This window comes from Undibacterium paludis (assembly GCF_022568815.1).
In the GTDB taxonomy this organism is placed as follows: domain Bacteria; phylum Pseudomonadota; class Gammaproteobacteria; order Burkholderiales; family Burkholderiaceae_D; genus Undibacterium.
This window is the reverse complement of record NZ_JAKZHX010000001.1, coordinates 215632-232008: the sequence shown is the minus strand read 5'-3', so window position 1 is coordinate 232008 and position 16377 is coordinate 215632. Positions and strand designations below refer to the sequence as shown.

Below are 16377 nucleotides of genomic sequence, written 5' to 3'. Positions count from 1 at the left end.
GGTGTCAAGTCTTGCAACTGGATTGGCGGCTGTCGCTTGCCCATTATCATTTTAGATAGACCATAGGCAGCTTGCGACTGTATCAAGGGCGTAAATAGTAAATGATTTAGTTTGAGAGGGGCAGGCTAATTTGGGATTTAAGGAAATTTTGCCTTTTCGGCATGCTCTGTGTTTGAAGAGGCAAGAAGCGGTAAACCTTGCATTTCTGCTGAAATTTTCTACTCTGAAATGCTCTGACAGCGGCCCTGGAATGAGGTAAGCGCTTGAATTTAAGAAATAAAAAGCGTTGACAGGCTTGTGAGAAGCGGCATAAAATTGCGAGTTCTCGATTTTGGGTTTGTATTTTCTATTGTTGTTTTGCCCGGTTTTGCCAGGCAGATAATGCTTAAAAAGCAGGCAACTTGGTCGGGTTGGTCTGAAGATTCGGGCTAAAAATGATTTTAAGTTCCCGGGCAACCGTTTCCGGGTTTGTGTTTAACGTTGTATTTTGTTGGATTAAAAACGATGCCAACCATCAATCAACTGATTCGCCAACCACGTGTTTCTGCACGTGTGAAAAGCAAATCGCCGGCGCTGGAAAACAGCCCGCAAAAACGTGGCGTTTGCACCCGCGTTTATACGACAACTCCAAAAAAGCCTAACTCGGCTTTGCGTAAAGTTGCCAAAGTACGTCTGACCAACGGTTTCGAAGTAATTTCGTATATCGGCGGTGAAGGCCATAACCTGCAAGAGCATAGTGTAGTGTTGCTGCGCGGTGGTCGTGTAAAGGATTTGCCTGGTGTTCGTTACCATATGGTTCGCGGTGCTTTGGATACTCAAGGCGTTAAAGACCGTAAGCAAGCTCGCTCCAAATATGGTGCTAAGCGCGCTAAGGCAGTTAAGAAGTAATTATCTCGTAATTTAATCTCCGTAATCTATTGCGGATCAGTGTCGGTTCGGAATGAGCCGAGTAAGTGACTGGCTATGATGGCCTGTCGCGAGCCTGGAGCAAAATGTTGCTTTGTGCTCAACTGAAGATTGAAAGGAATTGAAATGCCACGTCGTCGTGAGGTCCCGAAACGGGACGTACTGCCGGATCCAAAGTTCGGTAATGTAGAAGTAGCAAAATTTGTAAACGTGTTGATGTTGTCCGGCAAGAAATCTGTTGCTGAAGGCATCATTTACGGCGCATTTGATCACATCCAGCAAAAATCTGGCAAAGATCCACTGGAAGTGTTTGCGCTGGCAATCAACAATGCCAAGCCACTGGTTGAGGTTAAGTCCCGCCGTGTTGGCGGTGCGAACTACCAGGTTCCTGTTGAAGTTCGTCCAGTCCGTCGTCTGGCTTTGTCCATGCGTTGGTTGCGTGAAGCTGCTAACAAGCGTAGCGAAAAGTCCATGCCACAACGTTTGGGTGGTGAATTGATGGAAGCCGCAGAAGGTCGCGGCGGTGCAATGAAGAAACGTGACGAAGTCCACCGTATGGCTGAGGCCAACAAGGCCTTCTCTCACTTCCGCTTCTAAGAGTAAGAGCAGGGAGCTGTTGTGTGCAATTCATGCAATGGCTCTGGCAAGTATTTTGAATCAGGCCGGGCGCGATTTTTGCAAAAAAATGCGCTCGGTTTTGTCCATTAAAAGATTTAGGATTAGCTATGGCCCGTAAGACCCCCATTGAGCGCTACCGCAATATCGGTATCTCTGCTCACATTGATGCCGGTAAAACAACAACGACAGAACGCGTTCTGTTTTACACAGGTGTAAACCACAAAATTGGTGAAGTGCATGATGGCGCGGCTACCATGGACTGGATGGAACAAGAGCAGGAACGTGGTATCACCATTACTTCCGCGGCAACGACTTGCCACTGGAAGGGTATGGCGAACAACTTCCCTGAGCACCGCATCAACATCATCGATACACCAGGCCACGTTGACTTCACCATCGAAGTTGAGCGTTCCATGCGTGTTCTCGACGGCGCCTGCATGGTTTACTGTGCAGTAGGTGGCGTTCAGCCTCAGTCTGAAACCGTATGGCGTCAGGCTAATAAGTACAAAGTCCCACGTCTGGCATTCGTCAACAAGATGGATCGTACTGGCGCGAACTTCTTCAAAGTGTACGATCAAATGCGTGCACGTCTGAAGGCTAACCCTATCGCCATCCAGATCCCTATCGGTGCTGAAGAAAACTTCCAGGGCGTAGTTGACCTGGTCAAGATGAAAGCAATTTTCTGGGACGAAGCTTCCCAGGGCATGAAATTTGACTATCGCGATATCCCTGCTGAGCTGGTTGATCAAGCTAATGAATGGCGCGAAAAAATGGTTGAAGCTGCTGCTGAAGCCAATGAAGAACTGATGAACAAATACCTCGAAGAAGGTGATTTGTCTGAAGAAGAAATCAAGACAGCGTTGCGCGCACGTACTATCGCTTCCGAAATCGTTCCTATGATGTGCGGTACAGCATTCAAGAACAAGGGCGTACAGGCGATGCTGGATGCGGTCATCGAATACCTGCCATCTCCAGTGGATATCCCACCTGTGGCCGGTACGGATGAAGATGATCAGCCAACAACACGTAAAGCTGCTGACGATGAAAAATTCGCAGCGCTGGCGTTCAAGATCATGACTGACCCGTTCGTCGGTCAGCTGATTTTCTTCCGCGTGTATTCCGGTACCATCAATTCTGGTGATACAGTCTACAACCCGATCAAAGGCAAGAAAGAACGCCTGGGTCGTATTCTGCAGATGCATGCTAACCAGCGTGAAGAGATCAAAGAAGTGCGCGCGGGCGACATCGCTGCTGCCGTTGGTCTGAAAGATGCTACAACTGGTGAAACTCTGTGCGATCCAGCCTCCATCATCACTTTGGAAAAAATGGTGTTCCCAGAGCCAGTTATTCAACAGGCTGTAGAACCAAAAACCAAAGCTGACCAGGAAAAAATGGGTCTGGCACTGAATCGTCTGGCACAGGAAGATCCATCTTTCCGCGTCAAGACTGACGAAGAATCCGGTCAGACCATCATCGGCGGTATGGGTGAGCTGCACTTGGAAATTATCGTTGATCGTATGAAGCGTGAATTCAACGTTGAAGCGACAGTTGGTAAGCCACAAGTTGCCTACCGTGAAACTATCCGCAAAACTTGCGAAGAAATCGAAGGTAAATTCGTCAAGCAATCCGGTGGTCGTGGTCAGTACGGTCACGTTGTTCTGAAAATTGAACCGCAAGAACCAGGTAAAGGTTTTGAATTCGTTGACGCGATCAAGGGCGGTACAGTTCCACGCGAATACATCCCTGCAGTTGAAAAAGGTGTTATCGAAACACTGACTTCCGGTGTGTTGGCTGGCTACCCTGTTGTTGACGTTAAAGTCACACTGTTCTTCGGTTCCTACCATGACGTTGACTCCAACGAAAACGCCTTCCGTATGGCTGCTTCGATGGCGTTCAAAGATGGTTGCCGTAAAGCCAGCCCAGTTATCCTGGAGCCAATGATGGCTGTTGAAGTTGAAACACCAGAAGACTACGCTGGTACAGTCATGGGCGACCTGTCTTCCCGTCGCGGTATGGTTCAGGGTATGGATGAAATCCCTGGTGGCGGTGGCAAGATCATCAAGGCGGAAGTGCCTTTGTCCGAAATGTTCGGTTACTCGACTTCCCTGCGTTCCGCAACGCAAGGTCGTGCAACTTACACGATGGAATTCAAGCACTACTCCGAAGCACCGAAAAACGTCATTGACGCTATCGTCAGCGCCAAAGCGAAGTAATTTAAGAATCAAAGGCCCGCCCCATGCCGGGGTGGGTTTTCTATTGTTGATAAATCGTTCTTTTTGAAGGAAGAATAAAATGGCAAAAGGTAAGTTCGAGCGCACCAAGCCGCACGTAAACGTTGGAACAATTGGTCACGTTGATCACGGCAAAACCACACTGACAGCAGCGATCGCGACAGTCCTGTCGAAGAAATTTGGCGGCGAAGCCAAAGCCTACGACCAGATCGACGCGGCACCAGAAGAAAAAGCACGTGGTATCACGATCAACACAGCGCACGTTGAGTACGAAACAGCAGGTCGCCACTACGCCCACGTTGACTGCCCAGGCCATGCTGACTATGTTAAAAACATGATCACAGGCGCGGCTCAAATGGACGGCGCGATCCTGGTTTGCTCCGCAGCAGACGGCCCAATGCCACAAACCCGCGAACACATCCTGCTGGCACGCCAAGTTGGTGTTCCTTACATCATCGTGTTCCTGAACAAATGCGACATGGTTGACGACGCAGAACTGCTGGAACTGGTCGAAATGGAAGTGCGCGAATTGCTCTCCAAATACGAATTCCCAGGCGACGACCTGCCAATCATCCAGGGTTCTGCAAAACTGGCCCTCGAAGGCGACAAAGGTCCATTGGGCGAAGAAGCCATCATGAAACTGGCTGACGCACTCGACACCTACATCCCTACACCAGAACGTGCTGTTGACGGCACCTTCCTGCTGCCAGTAGAAGACGTCTTCTCCATCTCCGGTCGCGGTACAGTGGTGACAGGTCGTGTAGAACGCGGCATCATCAAAGTCGGCGAAGAGATCGAAATCGTTGGTATCAAAGACACAGTCAAGACCACATGTACTGGCGTTGAAATGTTCCGCAAACTGCTGGACCAAGGTCAAGCTGGTGATAACGTTGGCGTCTTGCTGCGTGGTACCAAACGTGAAGACATCCAGCGTGGTCAAGTGTTGGCAAAACCAGGCTCCATCAAGCCGCACGCCCACTTCACAGGCGAAATCTACGTTCTGTCCAAAGATGAAGGTGGCCGTCATACACCATTCTTCAACAACTATCGTCCACAGTTCTACTTCCGTACAACGGACGTAACTGGCTCGATCGAGTTGCCGAAAGACAAAGAAATGGTGATGCCAGGTGACAACGTCTCTATCACAGTTAAACTGATCAACCCGATCGCGATGGAAGAAGGCTTGCGCTTCGCTATCCGTGAAGGTGGCCGTACTGTCGGTGCCGGCGTCGTTGCTAAAATCATCGAGTAATATTTGCCGTAATCTGTAGTATACTAATTGGCTGTCGTATTGAATTTGATGCGACAGCCTTTTCAGTTTTTTCGCTCTTTGTTAAAAATGCCGCCGGTCTTGCCGAGCTGGCTCGCTCTTTATAGGAATGAACATGTCCACACAAAATCAAAAAATCCGCATTCGTCTGAAAGCTTTCGATTACAAACTGATCGACCAATCCGCTCTGGAAATCGTAGAAACAGCCAAGCGCACTGGCGCAGTTGTTAAAGGCCCAGTCCCACTGCCTACACGTATCCAGCGTTTCGACGTACTGCGTTCCCCACACGTGAACAAAACTTCCCGTGATCAATTCGAAATCCGCACTCACCAGCGTTTGATGGACATCGTTGACCCAACTGACAAAACAGTTGATGCGTTGATGAAGCTCGATCTGCCAGCTGGCGTTGACGTAGAAATCAAATTGCAATAATCCTTATTGATTTGAAAATACTGATGCAAATGAGTATTTTTAGAAAAATACTGAAAATTCGACATACCACAATTTTTCGAAAATTCAAATAAATTAGTCTTGTAAATAAAAAATTTGCGGGCTATAATCGAAGGCTTAAATGTAGGTCAGCTCCGGCTGGCCTATTCGTTTAAGTTTTTTAAACATCAGCCTCACCCAATCGTAGGTGAGAATGGAGAAAACAATGAGCTTGGGCCTAGTTGGTCGCAAGGTTGGCATGATGCGCATCTTTACAGATGACGGGGATTCAATTCCGGTTACTGTTTTGGACGTATCCAACAACCGCGTGACGCAAGTCAAAACTCCTGAAACAGACGGTTACTCCGCTGTTCAGGTAACTTTCGGTCAGCGCCGTGCATCCCGCGTAACAAAAGCGGCTGCCGGTCACCTCGCAAAAGCAGGTGTTGAAGCTGGTACTGTATTAAAAGAATTCCGTGTTGATGCTGCTAAAGCCTCTGAAATGAAGGCAGGCGACGTTGTGCCTGTTGGCATGTTCGAAGCTGGTCAAAAAGTGGATGTGCAAGGCGTGACAATTGGTAAGGGTTATGCCGGTACCATCAAGCGTTACCACTTCTCTTCTGGTCGTGCTACTCACGGTAACTCCCGTTCGCATAACGTACCTGGTTCTATCGGTATGGCGCAGGATCCAGGTCGCGTTTTCCCTGGTAAGCGCATGACTGGTCACCTGGGTGATGTTACCCGTACTGTGCAAAACCTGGAAATCGCTCGCGTAGATGCAGAGCGCCAGTTGTTGCTGGTCAAGGGTGCTGTGCCGGGTGCGAAAAATGGTCAGGTGATTGTATCTCCTGCTATTAAAGTTAAAGCAAAGAAGGGAGCCTAATCCATGGAACTGAAGCTCCTAAATGAACAAGGTCAAGCAGCATCCAATGTTGCAGCTCCTGATACTATCTTCGGTCGTGATTACAACGAAGCCTTGATCCATCAAGTCGTTGTTGCATTCCAGGCCAATGCCCGTAGCGGTAACCGCAAGCAGAAAGATCGTGAAGAAGTCCATCACACAACCAAGAAGCCTTGGCGTCAAAAAGGTACTGGTCGTGCACGTGCTGGTATGTCTTCTTCTCCTCTGTGGCGTGGTGGTGGTCGTATATTCCCGAACACACCTGATGAGAACTTCTCTCAAAAAGTTAACAAAAAGATGTATCGCGCAGGTATCTGCTCGATCCTGTCCCAGTTGGCTCGTGAAGGTCGTTTGAATGTGGTTGACAGTGTTGCTGTTGATGCACCCAAGACTAAACTGTTGTCTGAAAAACTGAAGGCAATGGGTTGCCTGGATTCTGTCCTGATCATCACTGACGAATTCAATGAAAACCTGATGTTGGCAGCACGCAACCTGGCAAATGTCCTGGTTGTAGAGCCACGTTATGCTGATCCGGTTTCCTTGGTGTTCTACAAGAAAGTGTTGATCACTAAGCCAGCACTGGCAAAGATTGAGGAGATGCTGGCATGAGCGCACAAGTCAAAATGAGCGAAGAACGCCTGATGAAGGTGTTGCTGGCTCCTGTGATTTCTGAAAAAGCAACAATGGTTGCTGAAAAGAATGAACAAGTGGTTTTCCTGGTGATGCCAGATGCAACCAAGCCAGAAATCAAAGCTGCCGTCGAATTGCTGTTTAAAGTACAAGTTGAATCCGTACAAGTAGCAAATCGCCAAGGTAAACAAAAACGTACCGGTAAATTTAATGGCCGCCGCAATCATACAAGACGCGCTTTTGTATGCTTGAAGCCAGGTCAGGAAATTAACTTTACTGAGGGGGCATAAGCATGGCACTCGTTAAGATGAAGCCAACCTCACCAGGTCGTCGTGGTATGGTGAAAGTGGTAACAGAAGGCCTGTATAAAGGTCGTCCGTTTGCTGCTTTGTTGGAAAAGAAATCCAAGACTGCTGGCCGTAACAATAACGGTCATATCACTACCCGTCATATTGGTGGTGGCCACAAGCAGCATTATCGTCTGGTTGACTTCAAACGCAACAAGGATGGTATTCCTGCAACAGTAGAGCGTATTGAATACGATCCTAACCGTACAGCACACATTGCCTTGTTGTGCTATGCGGACGGTGAACGTGCATACATCATCGCTCCTAAAGGTCTGGCAGCCGGTGACCAGGTAATGAACGGTTCGCATGCGCCGATCAAGGCTGGTAACTGCTTGCCTATCCGCAATATCCCTGTCGGTACAACTATGCATTGCGTAGAAATGCTGCCAGGTAAGGGTGCTCAGATCGCACGTACAGCCGGTGCTGGCGTTGTGCTGATGGCACGCGAAGGCACTTACGCTCAGGTTCGTCTGCGTTCCGGTGAAGTTCGCCGCATTCATATCGAATGCCGTGCGACTATCGGTGAAGTAGGCAACGGTGAGCATAACCTGCGCAAGATTGGTAAAGCTGGTGCAATGCGCTGGCGTGGTGTTCGTCCTACCGTTCGCGGTGTGGTCATGAACCCGATCGACCATCCTCACGGTGGTGGTGAAGGTAGAACAGCAGCCGGTCGTCATCCAGTATCGCCATGGGGTCAACAGACCAAGGGTAAGAAGACACGTCGCAACAAGCGTACTACTTCGATGATCGTCTCACGCCGTGGTAAGAAATAAGGGATAACACATGACACGTTCATTGAAAAAAGGGCCGTTTTGCGACGCCCATCTGGTGAAGAAAGTCGAAGCTGCGCAAGCAACTAAAGACAAAAAGCCAATCAAGACCTGGTCCCGTCGTTCGACAATTATGCCGGACTTCATCGGTTTGACCATTGCGGTACATAACGGCAAGCAGCACGTGCCAGTTTATGTTTCCGAAAACATGGTTGGTCACAAGCTCGGCGAATTTGCGCTGACCCGTACATTCAAGGGTCACGCTGCCGATAAAAAGGCTAAGAGATAAGGACCGATGATGGAAACTAAAGCAAGTTTGCGCGGTGTGCGTCTGTCTGAGCAAAAAGGTCGCCTGGTGGCAGATCTGATCCGTGGTAAAAAAGTAGATCAGGCATTGAATATCCTGGCATTCAGCCCTAAAAAAGGTGCTGCAATCATCAAGAAAGTGTTGGAGTCTGCAATTGCAAACGCCGAGCACAATGATGGCGCAGATATCGATGAGTTGAAAGTGAAGACTATCTATGTCGAAAAGGGTGCGATTCTGAAGCGCTTCACAGCACGCGCTAAGGGTCGTGGTGATCGTATCTCTAAACAATCCTGTCACATTTATGTGACTGTTGGTAACTAAGGAGTCACGATGGGACAGAAGATACATCCAACCGGTTTTCGTTTGGCAGTAACACGTAACTGGTCTTCCCGCTGGTATGCAGGCAATGGTAACTTTGCCTCCATGCTCGGTGAAGATCTGAAAGTACGTGAGTACCTGAAGAAGAAACTGAAAAACGCGTCTGTAGGCCGCATCGTTATTGAGCGTCCTGCTAAAAATGCACGCATCACGATATACAGCTCCCGTCCAGGCGTTGTGATCGGTAAAAAAGGCGAAGACATTGAAGTATTGAAAGCTGACTTGTCGAAATTGATGGGCGTGCCAGTGCATGTCAACATCGAAGAGATCCGCAAGCCAGAAATCGATGCACAATTGATCGCTGATTCTATCGCTCAACAGCTGGAAAAACGCATCATGTTCCGCCGCGCGATGAAACGTGCGATGCAGAACGCCATGCGTCTGGGCGCTCAAGGTATCAAGATCATGTCTGGTGGTCGTTTGAACGGTATCGAGATCGCACGTAAAGAATGGTATCGCGAAGGCCGTGTGCCTCTGCATACTCTGCGTGCCGACATCGATTACGGCTTTGGCGAAGCATCCACAACTTACGGCATCATTGGTGTCAAAGTTTGGGTGTACAAAGGCGATCGTTTGGCAAATGGCGATGCGCCTGTTATCGAATCGGCTCCGGAAGACGACAAAAAACGTCGTGGCCCACGTCGTGATGATGGCAAGCCAAACAGCCGCCCACGCGCCAAGCGTCCTGAAGGACAAAACACGACCGGCGCAGCAGCCCCGGCAGCCAAGCGCGTACGCGCCAAAGCTGACGCTGCAGCACCGGCTGAGAAAGCAGGAGAATAATCATGCTGCAACCAGCACGCAGAAAATATCGCAAGGAACAGAAAGGCCGTAACAAGGGTATCTCGCATACTCGTGGTACAGCAGTTTCCTTCGGTGAGTTTGGCTTGAAGGCAGTTGGTCGTGGTCGTATCACAGCGCGTCAGATCGAAGCAGCGCGTCGTGCAATGACACGTCACATCAAACGTGGTGGCCGTATCTGGATCCGCGTTTTCCCGGACAAGCCGATTTCCCAGAAGCCCGCTGAAGTTCGTATGGGTAATGGTAAGGGTAATCCAGAGTACTATGTTGCCGAGATTCAACCAGGCAAAATGTTGTACGAAATGGATGGTGTCGATGAGGCGCTGGCACGCGAAGCGTTCCGCTTGGCTGCAGCAAAACTGCCGTTGATGACTACGTTCGTCGTCCGTCAAGTCGGCCAATAATAGGAGTTGAAAATGAAAGTATCTGAACTCCAAGGTAAGGATCAAGCGGCTTTGACCAAAGAACTCAATGATCTGTTGAAGGCACAGTTCAGCCTGCGTATGCAAATCGCTACCCAGCAACTGACTAACACTTCCCAGTTGAAAAAAGTTCGTCGTGACATCGCTCGCGTGAAAACCGTCATGAATCAGAAGGATGCCAAATAATGAACGATCAAGTTAAAGTGGCATTGAAGCGCACATTGATTGGCAAGGTTGTCTCTGACAAGATGGACAAAACCGTAACAGTGGTTGTTGAACGTCACGTCAAGCATCCTTTGTATGGCAAGATCATCGTTCGTACTGCAAAGTACCATGCACACGATGAAGCGAACCAGGCAAAGGCAGGCGACACCGTTGAAATTCAAGAAGGTCGTCCTATCTCCAAGACCAAAGCTTGGACAGTGACACGTGTGGTTCAAGTCGCGCAAGTAGTATAAAAATTTGTTGCACTAAAATTTTTTTGGTGTAATAATGATGGGCTGTCATTTGCAATATAAGCGAATGGCAGCCTAAATGTCTTTCGCAGCGCCTCTTGTTGTGAAAGTGGTTAAAAAATCGTCCACCTAATCAGTTGGCTCGTGCATTGTAGGTTATGTAGGGGTTGGCTGGCAGGACCAAGACTGACTACAAATTTGCATAGTGCAAGTTGTGTGGATTAAGTTGGGAAAGAGAACATTATGATTCAAACAGAAAGCCGGCTGGAAGTGGCTGACAACACTGGTGCGCGCGAAGTTTTGTGCATCAAGGTGTTGGGCGGTTCCAAGCGTCGTTATGCGGGTATTGGTGACGTAATCAAAGTCACCGTTAAGTCTGCTGCTCCGCGCGGTCGTGTAAAAAAAGGTGAAATTTACAACGCCGTTGTCGTGAGGACAGCTAAAGGTGTTCGTCGTCAAGATGGCTCACTGGTCAAATTTGATGGCAATGCCGCAGTATTGTTGAATGCAAAACTTGAGCCTATCGGTACTCGTATTTTCGGCCCAGTAACACGCGAACTGCGTACTGAGCGCTTTATGAAAATCGTGTCCTTGGCTCCAGAAGTGCTGTAAGGGGTCGTGATGAACAAAATTCGTAAAAACGACGAAGTCATCGTCTTGACGGGTAAAGACAAAGGTAAACGTGGTCAGGTGCAAGCATGCATCGATAGCGATTACGTTGTTGTTGCTGGTGTTAATGTTGCCAAAAAGGCTGTTAAACCTAACCCAATGACTGGCGCAGTAGGTGGCATCGTGGATAAATTGATGCCGATTCATGTGTCGAACGTTGCATTGTTCAATGCAGCTTCCGGCAAAGCAGACCGTGTAGGCTTCAAGGTAGTGGATGGCAAGAAAGTCCGTATCTATAAGTCGACTGGCGAAGTTGTGAAGGCATAACATCATGGCCCGTCTACAAGCATTATATAAAGATAAAATCGTTGGTGAACTGACTGAGAAGTACGCATACAAGTCAGTCATGGAAGTTCCGCGCATCTTGAAGATCACCCTGAACATGGGTTTGTCCGAAGCAGTTGCAGACAAGAAGATCATCGAGCACGCAGTTGGCGACCTGACCAAGATTGCTGGTCAAAAGCCAGTAGTTACCAAAGCTCGCAAAGCGATCGCTGGTTTCAAAATCCGTGAAGGCTACCCAATTGGTTGTATGGTAACTTTGCGTGGCGCTCAGATGTATGAATTCCTGGATCGTTTCATCACTGTGGCATTGCCACGTGTACGTGACTTCCGTGGTGTTTCTGGTCGTGCGTTTGATGGTCGTGGTAACTACAATATCGGTGTCAAGGAACAGATCATTTTCCCTGAAATCGAATACGACAAGATCGACGCATTGCGTGGTATGAACATCTCTATCACGACAACAGCAAAGACCGACGACGAAGCGAAAGCGCTCCTCGCCGCATTTAAATTTCCGTTCAGAAACTGAGGTCGCCATGGCAAAACTGGCACTGATTAATCGTGAGCAAAAGCGTGCAGATCTGGTGAAGAAATTCGCTGGCAAGCGCGCCGAATTGAAGGCCATCATTGATGACCAATCAAAGACAGAAGAAGAGCGTTATGTTGCTCGTCTGAAGTTGCAGGCCTTGCCACGTAACTCCAACCCGACCCGTCAGCGTAACCGCTGCACTTTGACAGGTCGTCCACGTGGCACATTCCGCAAGTTCGGTTTGGGCCGTATTAAACTCCGTGAAGTCGCCATGCGTGGTGAAATCCCGGGTATGACTAAAGCCAGCTGGTAATAGGAGAATAAGCAATGAGTATGAGCGATCCTATCGCCGATATGCTGACCCGCATCCGTAACGCACAAGTTGTTCAAAAAACTGTCGTCGCGATGCCGTCTTCCAAAGTAAAGGTCGCAATTGCGAACGTACTGAAAGACGAAGGTTACATTGAAGATTTCGCAGTTTCTGAAACTGCAGGTAAGTCCGAATTGAAAATCGGCTTGAAATATTACGCAGGACGTCCTGTTATCGAGCGCTTGGAACGTGTTTCACGTCCTGGTCTCCGTATTTACAAAGGTAAAGACGAGATCCCAAGTGTGATGAACGGTTTGGGAGTGGCTATCGTTTCCACACCACAAGGCGTTATGACTGACCGCAAAGCGCGCGCAACCGGTGTCGGTGGCGAAGTGATTTGCTACGTCGCCTAAGGAGTGAAAGATGTCTCGAGTAGGTAAGATGCCAATCGCTTTGCCGGCAGGTGCTGAAGTCACCATTTCGACAGAGCAGATTACAGTTAAGGGCCCACAGGGCGTATTGTCCCAAGCCTTGAATGGCCTGGTGACAGTAAAGAACGAAAACGGTTCTTTGAGTTTTTCCCCGGCTAATGATGGTCGTGAAGCCAATGCGATGAGCGGTACCCTGCGTGCCCTGGTCAACAACATGGTCAACGGCGTTACCAAAGGTTTCGAAAAGAAACTGAGCCTGGTCGGCGTTGGTTACAAAGCGCAAGCTCAAGGCGACAAATTGAATTTGTCTCTTGGTTTCTCGCACCCAGTCGTTCATGCAATGCCAGCTGGCGTTACATGCGCAACACCAACTCCAACTGAAATCCTGATCAAAGGGATTGACAAGCAAAAAGTTGGTCAGGTTGCTGCTGAAGTCCGTGCATACCGCAGTCCAGAGCCTTATAAAGGCAAAGGCGTCCGCTATGTGGACGAAGTGGTTGTGATTAAAGAAACCAAGAAGAAGTAATAGGGGTTGACGATGGACAAGAAACAATCACGTCTGCGCCGCGCACGTCAAACCCGTGCCAAGATCGCAGAACTCAAAGTGAACCGCCTGGCCGTGCATCGCACAAACCTGCACATCTATGCAAACATCATTGGCCCAGACGCCAAAGTGTTGGCATCTGCTTCTACCGTAGAAGCAGAAGTACGTGCAGAGTTGGCTGGCAAGTCTGGTGCAGGCGGCAACGCTGCTGCAGCAAGCTTGATCGGCAAACGTGTTGCAGAGAAGGCAATCAAAGCAGGGGTTACCGAAGTTGCGTTTGACCGCTCCGGTTTCCGTTACCACGGTCGCATCAAGGCGCTTGCAGAAGCAGCCCGTGAAGCTGGCTTGAAGTTCTAAGGAAAATTTGTCATGGCAAAAATGCAAGCAAAAACAGCAGCCGACAAGCCGGATGATGGCATGCGCGAAAAAATGATCGCGATCAACCGTGTAACCAAAGTGGTTAAGGGTGGTCGTATCATGGGTTTCGCAGCGCTGACAGTCGTTGGTGACGGCGATGGCCGTATCGGTATGGGCAAAGGAAAATCGAAAGAAGTTCCAGTTGCTGTACAAAAAGCGATGGAAGAAGCACGTCGCAAGATGATCAAGGTGACTTTGAAGAACGGTACTCTGCAACACACCGTTACTGGCAAGCACGGCGCATCTTCCGTCATGATTTCTCCAGCAAAAGAAGGTACTGGCGTTATCGCTGGTGGTCCAATGCGCGCGATTTTTGAAGTAATGGGTATTGTGAACGTTGTGGCTAAGTCCAACGGCTCCACCAATCCTTACAACATGGTTCGTGCAACTTTGAACGGTTTGGCCAAGATGAGTACTCCATCTGAAATCGCTGCAAAGCGTGGCAAAACTGTTGAAGAAATTCTCGGTTAAGGAGCACCTCATGTCTAAGACAGTAAAAGTGCAATTGGTTAAAGGTTTGATCGGCACACGCCAGGATCACCGCGCAACTGTACGTGGCCTGGGCTTGCGTCGTGTTAATTCAGTTTCTGAATTGCAAGACACACCAGCCGTACGTGGCATGATCAATAAAGTCTCGTATCTTGTGAAGGTTGTATCGTAAGCCGTCTGGTTTGCGATCGGAGCAAATTATGGAATTGAATACAATCCAGCCAGCTGATGGCGCAAAACACTACAAACGTCGTGTTGGTCGCGGTATCGGTTCAGGCTTAGGTAAGACAGCGGGTCGCGGCCATAAAGGTCAAAAATCCCGTTCCGGCGGCTTTCATAAAGTCGGTTTCGAAGGCGGTCAGATGCCTCTGCAACGTCGTTTGCCAAAGCGTGGTTTCAAATCGCTGGCAACACCGTACAAAGCAGAAGTTCGCCTGACAGATCTGGAAAACCTGCCAGTGACTGAAATTGATATCCTGGCTTTGAAACAAGCTGGTGTCGTTTCTGATCTCGCACGTGTAGTCCGCGTGATCTTGTCTGGTGCTATTACCAAGAAAGTTTCTTTGAACGGCTTGATCGTCACTAAAGGCGCTAAAGCTGCAATCGAAGCTGCTGGTGGCACTATCGCTTAATGTAAGCAGACAACCGGAGCATTAATTGGCAACATCTCCACAACAAACTAAAAGTGCTGCAAGCGGGTTTCCCTGGGGGCGACTCTGGTTCTTGCTGGCGGCACTGGTTGTCTACAGGATTGGTGCACATGTTCCTGTACCGGGTATAGACGCTAAAGTACTGGAAGACATGTTCAAACAGAACCAGGGTGGTTTGCTGGGTATGTTCAATATGTTTTCTGGTGGTGCAATGCAAAGATTTACCGTCTTTGCACTCGGGATCATGCCATACATCTCTGCATCGATCATCATGCAGTTGATGTCGATCGTTTCGCCGCAACTGGAAGCTCTCAAGAAAGAGGGCGAAGCCGGTCGCAGAAAGATCACGCAATTTACGCGTTATGGCACCGTGGTTCTGGCGTTGATTGAAGCTTACTTTATCGCATTTGGTCTGGAAGGTCAGGCCGGGCTGGTGATCGATCCTGGTATGGCGTTCCGTTTGACGACGGTATTGTCGCTGGTGACCGGTACGATGTTCCTGATGTGGTTGGGTGAGCAGATCACTGAACGTGGTTTGGGAAATGGTATTTCCATCATCATTTTCGCCGGTATTGCAGCAGGTTTGCCTGGTGGTTTGAGTAATTTGTTTGAACTGGTTCGTACCGGTCAGATGGGTAACTTTGCCGCACTGGTTATTTGTATTGTTGTTCCTGCAGTAACGTTTGCAGTGGTGTATGTCGAGCGTGGTCAGCGCAAGATTCTGGTGAACTATGCCAAGCGTCAGGTTGGCAACAAGATTTACGGTGGTCAAAGCAGTCATTTGCCGCTGAAGTTGAATATGGCTGGTGTCATTCCACCTATCTTCGCTTCTTCCATCATCTTGTTCCCGGCAACGATTGCCAGCTGGTTTACCAAGGGTGCAGAGTCTTCAACAAGTGGTTTTATCACTTTCCTGAAGGATCTGGCTGCGTCGATGGCGCCTGGCGAACCGATACACGCTTTGTTGTATGCAATAGCGATCATTTTCTTCTGCTTCTTCTATACCGCCTTGGTATTTAACAGCAAAGAAACAGCAGACAACTTGAAGAAGAGCGGTGCTTTTGTTCCCGGGATACGTCCTGGTGACCAGACCGCACGCTATATCGACAAGATTTTGATGCGTTTGACGCTGGCAGGTGCGATTTACATTACGCTGGTTTGCTTGTTGCCAGAGTTCCTGGTTGCAAAATGGAAAGTACCATTTTATTTCGGCGGAACGTCCCTGCTGATTATCGTGGTAGTCACCATGGACTTTATGGCGCAGGTACAGAACTATGTGATGTCCCAGCAATATGAATCGCTTCTTCGTAAAGCAAATTTCAAGGGCGGGATTCCTTCAAGGTAATCACCCAGGGGACAGCAGATCGAATGGCAAAAGACGACGTTATACAGATGCAGGGCGAGATTCTTGAGAATCTTCCGAATGCAACATTTCGAGTTAAGTTGGAAAACGGGCATGTTGTACTTGGCCATATTTCCGGAAAAATGCGGATGAACTATATCCGTATTCTTCCAGGTGATAAGGTGACAGTGGAATTGACGCCTTATGATTTGAGCCGGGCGCGAATAGTGTTCCGTACCAAGTAAATT

At 48.9% G+C, this 16377-nt stretch carries 27 protein-coding genes; all 27 read left to right on the top strand.

What is annotated here, in order from left to right; all coding sequences use genetic code 11:
* The first annotated feature begins 504 nt into the window (after positions 1-504).
* The 27 genes from rpsL to infA all read left to right on the top strand — a co-directional run bounded on the left by rpsL (position 505) and on the right by infA (position 16374).
* Positions 505-888, top strand: a complete 384-nt coding sequence (gene rpsL / locus LZ463_RS01070; RefSeq protein ID WP_110258019.1) for a 30S ribosomal protein S12 — start codon at positions 505-507, stop codon at positions 886-888.
* Between the two features lie 144 nt (positions 889-1032).
* On the top strand, positions 1033-1503 hold the full coding sequence (gene rpsG, locus LZ463_RS01065) for a 30S ribosomal protein S7 (protein WP_241452958.1): 471 nt from the start codon (positions 1033-1035) through the stop codon (positions 1501-1503).
* A gap of 128 nt (positions 1504-1631) precedes the next feature.
* Entirely contained in the window at positions 1632-3737 is a 2106-nt protein-coding gene (gene fusA, locus LZ463_RS01060) for an elongation factor G (RefSeq protein ID WP_241452956.1), read from the top strand.
* Positions 3738-3816: 79 nt separating this feature from the next.
* The gene (gene tuf, locus LZ463_RS01055; RefSeq protein ID WP_241452955.1) at positions 3817-5007 is read left to right on the top strand and encodes an elongation factor Tu; all 1191 of its coding nucleotides are present in this window, start codon (positions 3817-3819) and stop codon (positions 5005-5007) included.
* A gap of 133 nt (positions 5008-5140) precedes the next feature.
* Positions 5141-5458 (top strand): 30S ribosomal protein S10, encoded by a 318-nt coding sequence (gene rpsJ, locus LZ463_RS01050; protein WP_110255911.1) that lies wholly within the window; start codon positions 5141-5143, stop codon positions 5456-5458.
* Positions 5459-5681: 223 nt separating this feature from the next.
* Positions 5682-6338: a 50S ribosomal protein L3 gene (gene rplC, locus LZ463_RS01045; protein WP_241454261.1), complete on the top strand. Its 657-nt coding sequence runs from the start codon at positions 5682-5684 to the stop codon at positions 6336-6338.
* Between the two features lie 3 nt (positions 6339-6341).
* Positions 6342-6965, top strand: coding sequence for a 50S ribosomal protein L4 (gene rplD / locus LZ463_RS01040; protein ID WP_241452954.1), 624 nt, complete (start codon positions 6342-6344; stop codon positions 6963-6965).
* Positions 6962-7276, top strand: a complete 315-nt coding sequence (gene rplW, locus LZ463_RS01035) for a 50S ribosomal protein L23 (RefSeq protein ID WP_241452953.1) — start codon at positions 6962-6964, stop codon at positions 7274-7276. The genes rplD and rplW overlap by 4 nt, the downstream gene beginning before the upstream one ends.
* Positions 7277-7278: 2 nt before the next feature.
* Positions 7279-8106 carry a 50S ribosomal protein L2 gene (rplB, locus tag LZ463_RS01030; protein ID WP_241452951.1) on the top strand — a complete coding sequence of 276 codons (828 nt, stop codon included), beginning with the start codon at positions 7279-7281 and terminating at the stop codon, positions 8104-8106.
* A gap of 10 nt (positions 8107-8116) precedes the next feature.
* A complete protein-coding gene (gene rpsS, locus LZ463_RS01025) occupies positions 8117-8392 on the top strand; it encodes a 30S ribosomal protein S19 (protein WP_241452946.1) in 276 nt (91 codons plus the stop codon).
* Positions 8393-8398: 6 nt separating this feature from the next.
* Complete coding sequence (gene rplV / locus LZ463_RS01020) at positions 8399-8731, top strand: 50S ribosomal protein L22 (RefSeq protein ID WP_241452944.1); 333 nt, start codon at positions 8399-8401, stop codon at positions 8729-8731.
* 9 nt (positions 8732-8740) lie between these two features.
* Entirely contained in the window at positions 8741-9571 is an 831-nt protein-coding gene (gene rpsC, locus LZ463_RS01015) for a 30S ribosomal protein S3 (RefSeq protein ID WP_241452936.1), read from the top strand.
* Between the two features lie 2 nt (positions 9572-9573).
* Positions 9574-9993, top strand: a complete 420-nt coding sequence (gene rplP / locus LZ463_RS01010; protein WP_241452934.1) for a 50S ribosomal protein L16 — start codon at positions 9574-9576, stop codon at positions 9991-9993.
* A 12-nt stretch (positions 9994-10005) separates the two neighbouring features.
* Positions 10006-10197 carry a 50S ribosomal protein L29 gene (gene rpmC, locus LZ463_RS01005; RefSeq protein ID WP_162021780.1) on the top strand — a complete coding sequence of 64 codons (192 nt, stop codon included), beginning with the start codon at positions 10006-10008 and terminating at the stop codon, positions 10195-10197.
* Entirely contained in the window at positions 10197-10469 is a 273-nt protein-coding gene (rpsQ, locus tag LZ463_RS01000; protein WP_162039553.1) for a 30S ribosomal protein S17, read from the top strand. Before rpmC ends, rpsQ begins: the two co-directional genes overlap by 1 nt.
* A gap of 240 nt (positions 10470-10709) precedes the next feature.
* Positions 10710-11078, top strand: coding sequence for a 50S ribosomal protein L14 (rplN, locus tag LZ463_RS00995; RefSeq protein ID WP_006464924.1), 369 nt, complete (start codon positions 10710-10712; stop codon positions 11076-11078).
* A 9-nt stretch (positions 11079-11087) separates the two neighbouring features.
* Positions 11088-11402, top strand: a complete 315-nt coding sequence (gene rplX / locus LZ463_RS00990; protein WP_241452932.1) for a 50S ribosomal protein L24 — start codon at positions 11088-11090, stop codon at positions 11400-11402.
* A gap of 4 nt (positions 11403-11406) precedes the next feature.
* Positions 11407-11946 (top strand): 50S ribosomal protein L5, encoded by a 540-nt coding sequence (rplE, locus tag LZ463_RS00985; RefSeq protein ID WP_241452930.1) that lies wholly within the window; start codon positions 11407-11409, stop codon positions 11944-11946.
* A 7-nt stretch (positions 11947-11953) separates the two neighbouring features.
* Entirely contained in the window at positions 11954-12259 is a 306-nt protein-coding gene (rpsN, locus tag LZ463_RS00980) for a 30S ribosomal protein S14 (RefSeq protein ID WP_162039556.1), read from the top strand.
* 14 nt (positions 12260-12273) lie between these two features.
* Positions 12274-12669 (top strand): 30S ribosomal protein S8, encoded by a 396-nt coding sequence (gene rpsH, locus LZ463_RS00975; protein ID WP_241452927.1) that lies wholly within the window; start codon positions 12274-12276, stop codon positions 12667-12669.
* 10 nt (positions 12670-12679) lie between these two features.
* Positions 12680-13213, top strand: a complete 534-nt coding sequence (rplF, locus tag LZ463_RS00970; protein ID WP_241452925.1) for a 50S ribosomal protein L6 — start codon at positions 12680-12682, stop codon at positions 13211-13213.
* A gap of 12 nt (positions 13214-13225) precedes the next feature.
* Positions 13226-13588 (top strand): 50S ribosomal protein L18, encoded by a 363-nt coding sequence (rplR, locus tag LZ463_RS00965; RefSeq protein WP_162039559.1) that lies wholly within the window; start codon positions 13226-13228, stop codon positions 13586-13588.
* A 12-nt stretch (positions 13589-13600) separates the two neighbouring features.
* A complete protein-coding gene (gene rpsE / locus LZ463_RS00960; RefSeq protein WP_110255927.1) occupies positions 13601-14119 on the top strand; it encodes a 30S ribosomal protein S5 in 519 nt (172 codons plus the stop codon).
* 10 nt (positions 14120-14129) lie between these two features.
* A complete protein-coding gene (rpmD, locus tag LZ463_RS00955; RefSeq protein ID WP_241452923.1) occupies positions 14130-14309 on the top strand; it encodes a 50S ribosomal protein L30 in 180 nt (59 codons plus the stop codon).
* A 28-nt stretch (positions 14310-14337) separates the two neighbouring features.
* On the top strand, positions 14338-14769 hold the full coding sequence (gene rplO, locus LZ463_RS00950; protein WP_241452921.1) for a 50S ribosomal protein L15: 432 nt from the start codon (positions 14338-14340) through the stop codon (positions 14767-14769).
* Positions 14770-14794: 25 nt separating this feature from the next.
* Positions 14795-16132 carry a preprotein translocase subunit SecY gene (gene secY / locus LZ463_RS00945; RefSeq protein ID WP_241452919.1) on the top strand — a complete coding sequence of 446 codons (1338 nt, stop codon included), beginning with the start codon at positions 14795-14797 and terminating at the stop codon, positions 16130-16132.
* A gap of 23 nt (positions 16133-16155) precedes the next feature.
* Positions 16156-16374, top strand: coding sequence for a translation initiation factor IF-1 (gene infA, locus LZ463_RS00940; protein WP_005663428.1), 219 nt, complete (start codon positions 16156-16158; stop codon positions 16372-16374).
* The last annotated feature ends 3 nt before the right edge of the window (positions 16375-16377 follow it).

Bases quoted from the DNA above. Each gene is read 5' to 3' on its own strand.
- rplX (WP_241452932.1), top strand. From the start codon at position 11,088: ATGAACAAAATTCGTAAAAACGACGAAGTCATCGTCTTGACGGGTAAA.
- rpmC (WP_162021780.1), top strand. From the start codon at position 10,006: ATGAAAGTATCTGAACTCCAAGGTAAGGATCAAGCGGCTTTGACCAAA.
- rpsH (WP_241452927.1), top strand. From the start codon at position 12,274: ATGAGTATGAGCGATCCTATCGCCGATATGCTGACCCGCATCCGTAAC.
- rplC (WP_241454261.1), top strand. From the start codon at position 5,682: ATGAGCTTGGGCCTAGTTGGTCGCAAGGTTGGCATGATGCGCATCTTT.
- rplF (WP_241452925.1), top strand. From the start codon at position 12,680: ATGTCTCGAGTAGGTAAGATGCCAATCGCTTTGCCGGCAGGTGCTGAA.
- rplN (WP_006464924.1), top strand. From the start codon at position 10,710: ATGATTCAAACAGAAAGCCGGCTGGAAGTGGCTGACAACACTGGTGCG.
- rplB (WP_241452951.1), top strand. From the start codon at position 7,279: ATGGCACTCGTTAAGATGAAGCCAACCTCACCAGGTCGTCGTGGTATG.
- rplD (WP_241452954.1), top strand. From the start codon at position 6,342: ATGGAACTGAAGCTCCTAAATGAACAAGGTCAAGCAGCATCCAATGTT.
- infA (WP_005663428.1), top strand. From the start codon at position 16,156: ATGGCAAAAGACGACGTTATACAGATGCAGGGCGAGATTCTTGAGAAT.
- rpsG (WP_241452958.1), top strand. From the start codon at position 1,033: ATGCCACGTCGTCGTGAGGTCCCGAAACGGGACGTACTGCCGGATCCA.
- rpmD (WP_241452923.1), top strand. From the start codon at position 14,130: ATGTCTAAGACAGTAAAAGTGCAATTGGTTAAAGGTTTGATCGGCACA.
- fusA (WP_241452956.1), top strand. From the start codon at position 1,632: ATGGCCCGTAAGACCCCCATTGAGCGCTACCGCAATATCGGTATCTCT.
- rpsE (WP_110255927.1), top strand. From the start codon at position 13,601: ATGGCAAAAATGCAAGCAAAAACAGCAGCCGACAAGCCGGATGATGGC.
- rplO (WP_241452921.1), top strand. From the start codon at position 14,338: ATGGAATTGAATACAATCCAGCCAGCTGATGGCGCAAAACACTACAAA.
- rpsS (WP_241452946.1), top strand. From the start codon at position 8,117: ATGACACGTTCATTGAAAAAAGGGCCGTTTTGCGACGCCCATCTGGTG.
- rplE (WP_241452930.1), top strand. From the start codon at position 11,407: ATGGCCCGTCTACAAGCATTATATAAAGATAAAATCGTTGGTGAACTG.
- rplP (WP_241452934.1), top strand. From the start codon at position 9,574: ATGCTGCAACCAGCACGCAGAAAATATCGCAAGGAACAGAAAGGCCGT.
- rplR (WP_162039559.1), top strand. From the start codon at position 13,226: ATGGACAAGAAACAATCACGTCTGCGCCGCGCACGTCAAACCCGTGCC.
- rpsC (WP_241452936.1), top strand. From the start codon at position 8,741: ATGGGACAGAAGATACATCCAACCGGTTTTCGTTTGGCAGTAACACGT.
- rplV (WP_241452944.1), top strand. From the start codon at position 8,399: ATGATGGAAACTAAAGCAAGTTTGCGCGGTGTGCGTCTGTCTGAGCAA.
- rpsQ (WP_162039553.1), top strand. From the start codon at position 10,197: ATGAACGATCAAGTTAAAGTGGCATTGAAGCGCACATTGATTGGCAAG.
- tuf (WP_241452955.1), top strand. From the start codon at position 3,817: ATGGCAAAAGGTAAGTTCGAGCGCACCAAGCCGCACGTAAACGTTGGA.
- rpsL (WP_110258019.1), top strand. From the start codon at position 505: ATGCCAACCATCAATCAACTGATTCGCCAACCACGTGTTTCTGCACGT.
- rplW (WP_241452953.1), top strand. From the start codon at position 6,962: ATGAGCGCACAAGTCAAAATGAGCGAAGAACGCCTGATGAAGGTGTTG.
- rpsJ (WP_110255911.1), top strand. From the start codon at position 5,141: ATGTCCACACAAAATCAAAAAATCCGCATTCGTCTGAAAGCTTTCGAT.
- rpsN (WP_162039556.1), top strand. From the start codon at position 11,954: ATGGCAAAACTGGCACTGATTAATCGTGAGCAAAAGCGTGCAGATCTG.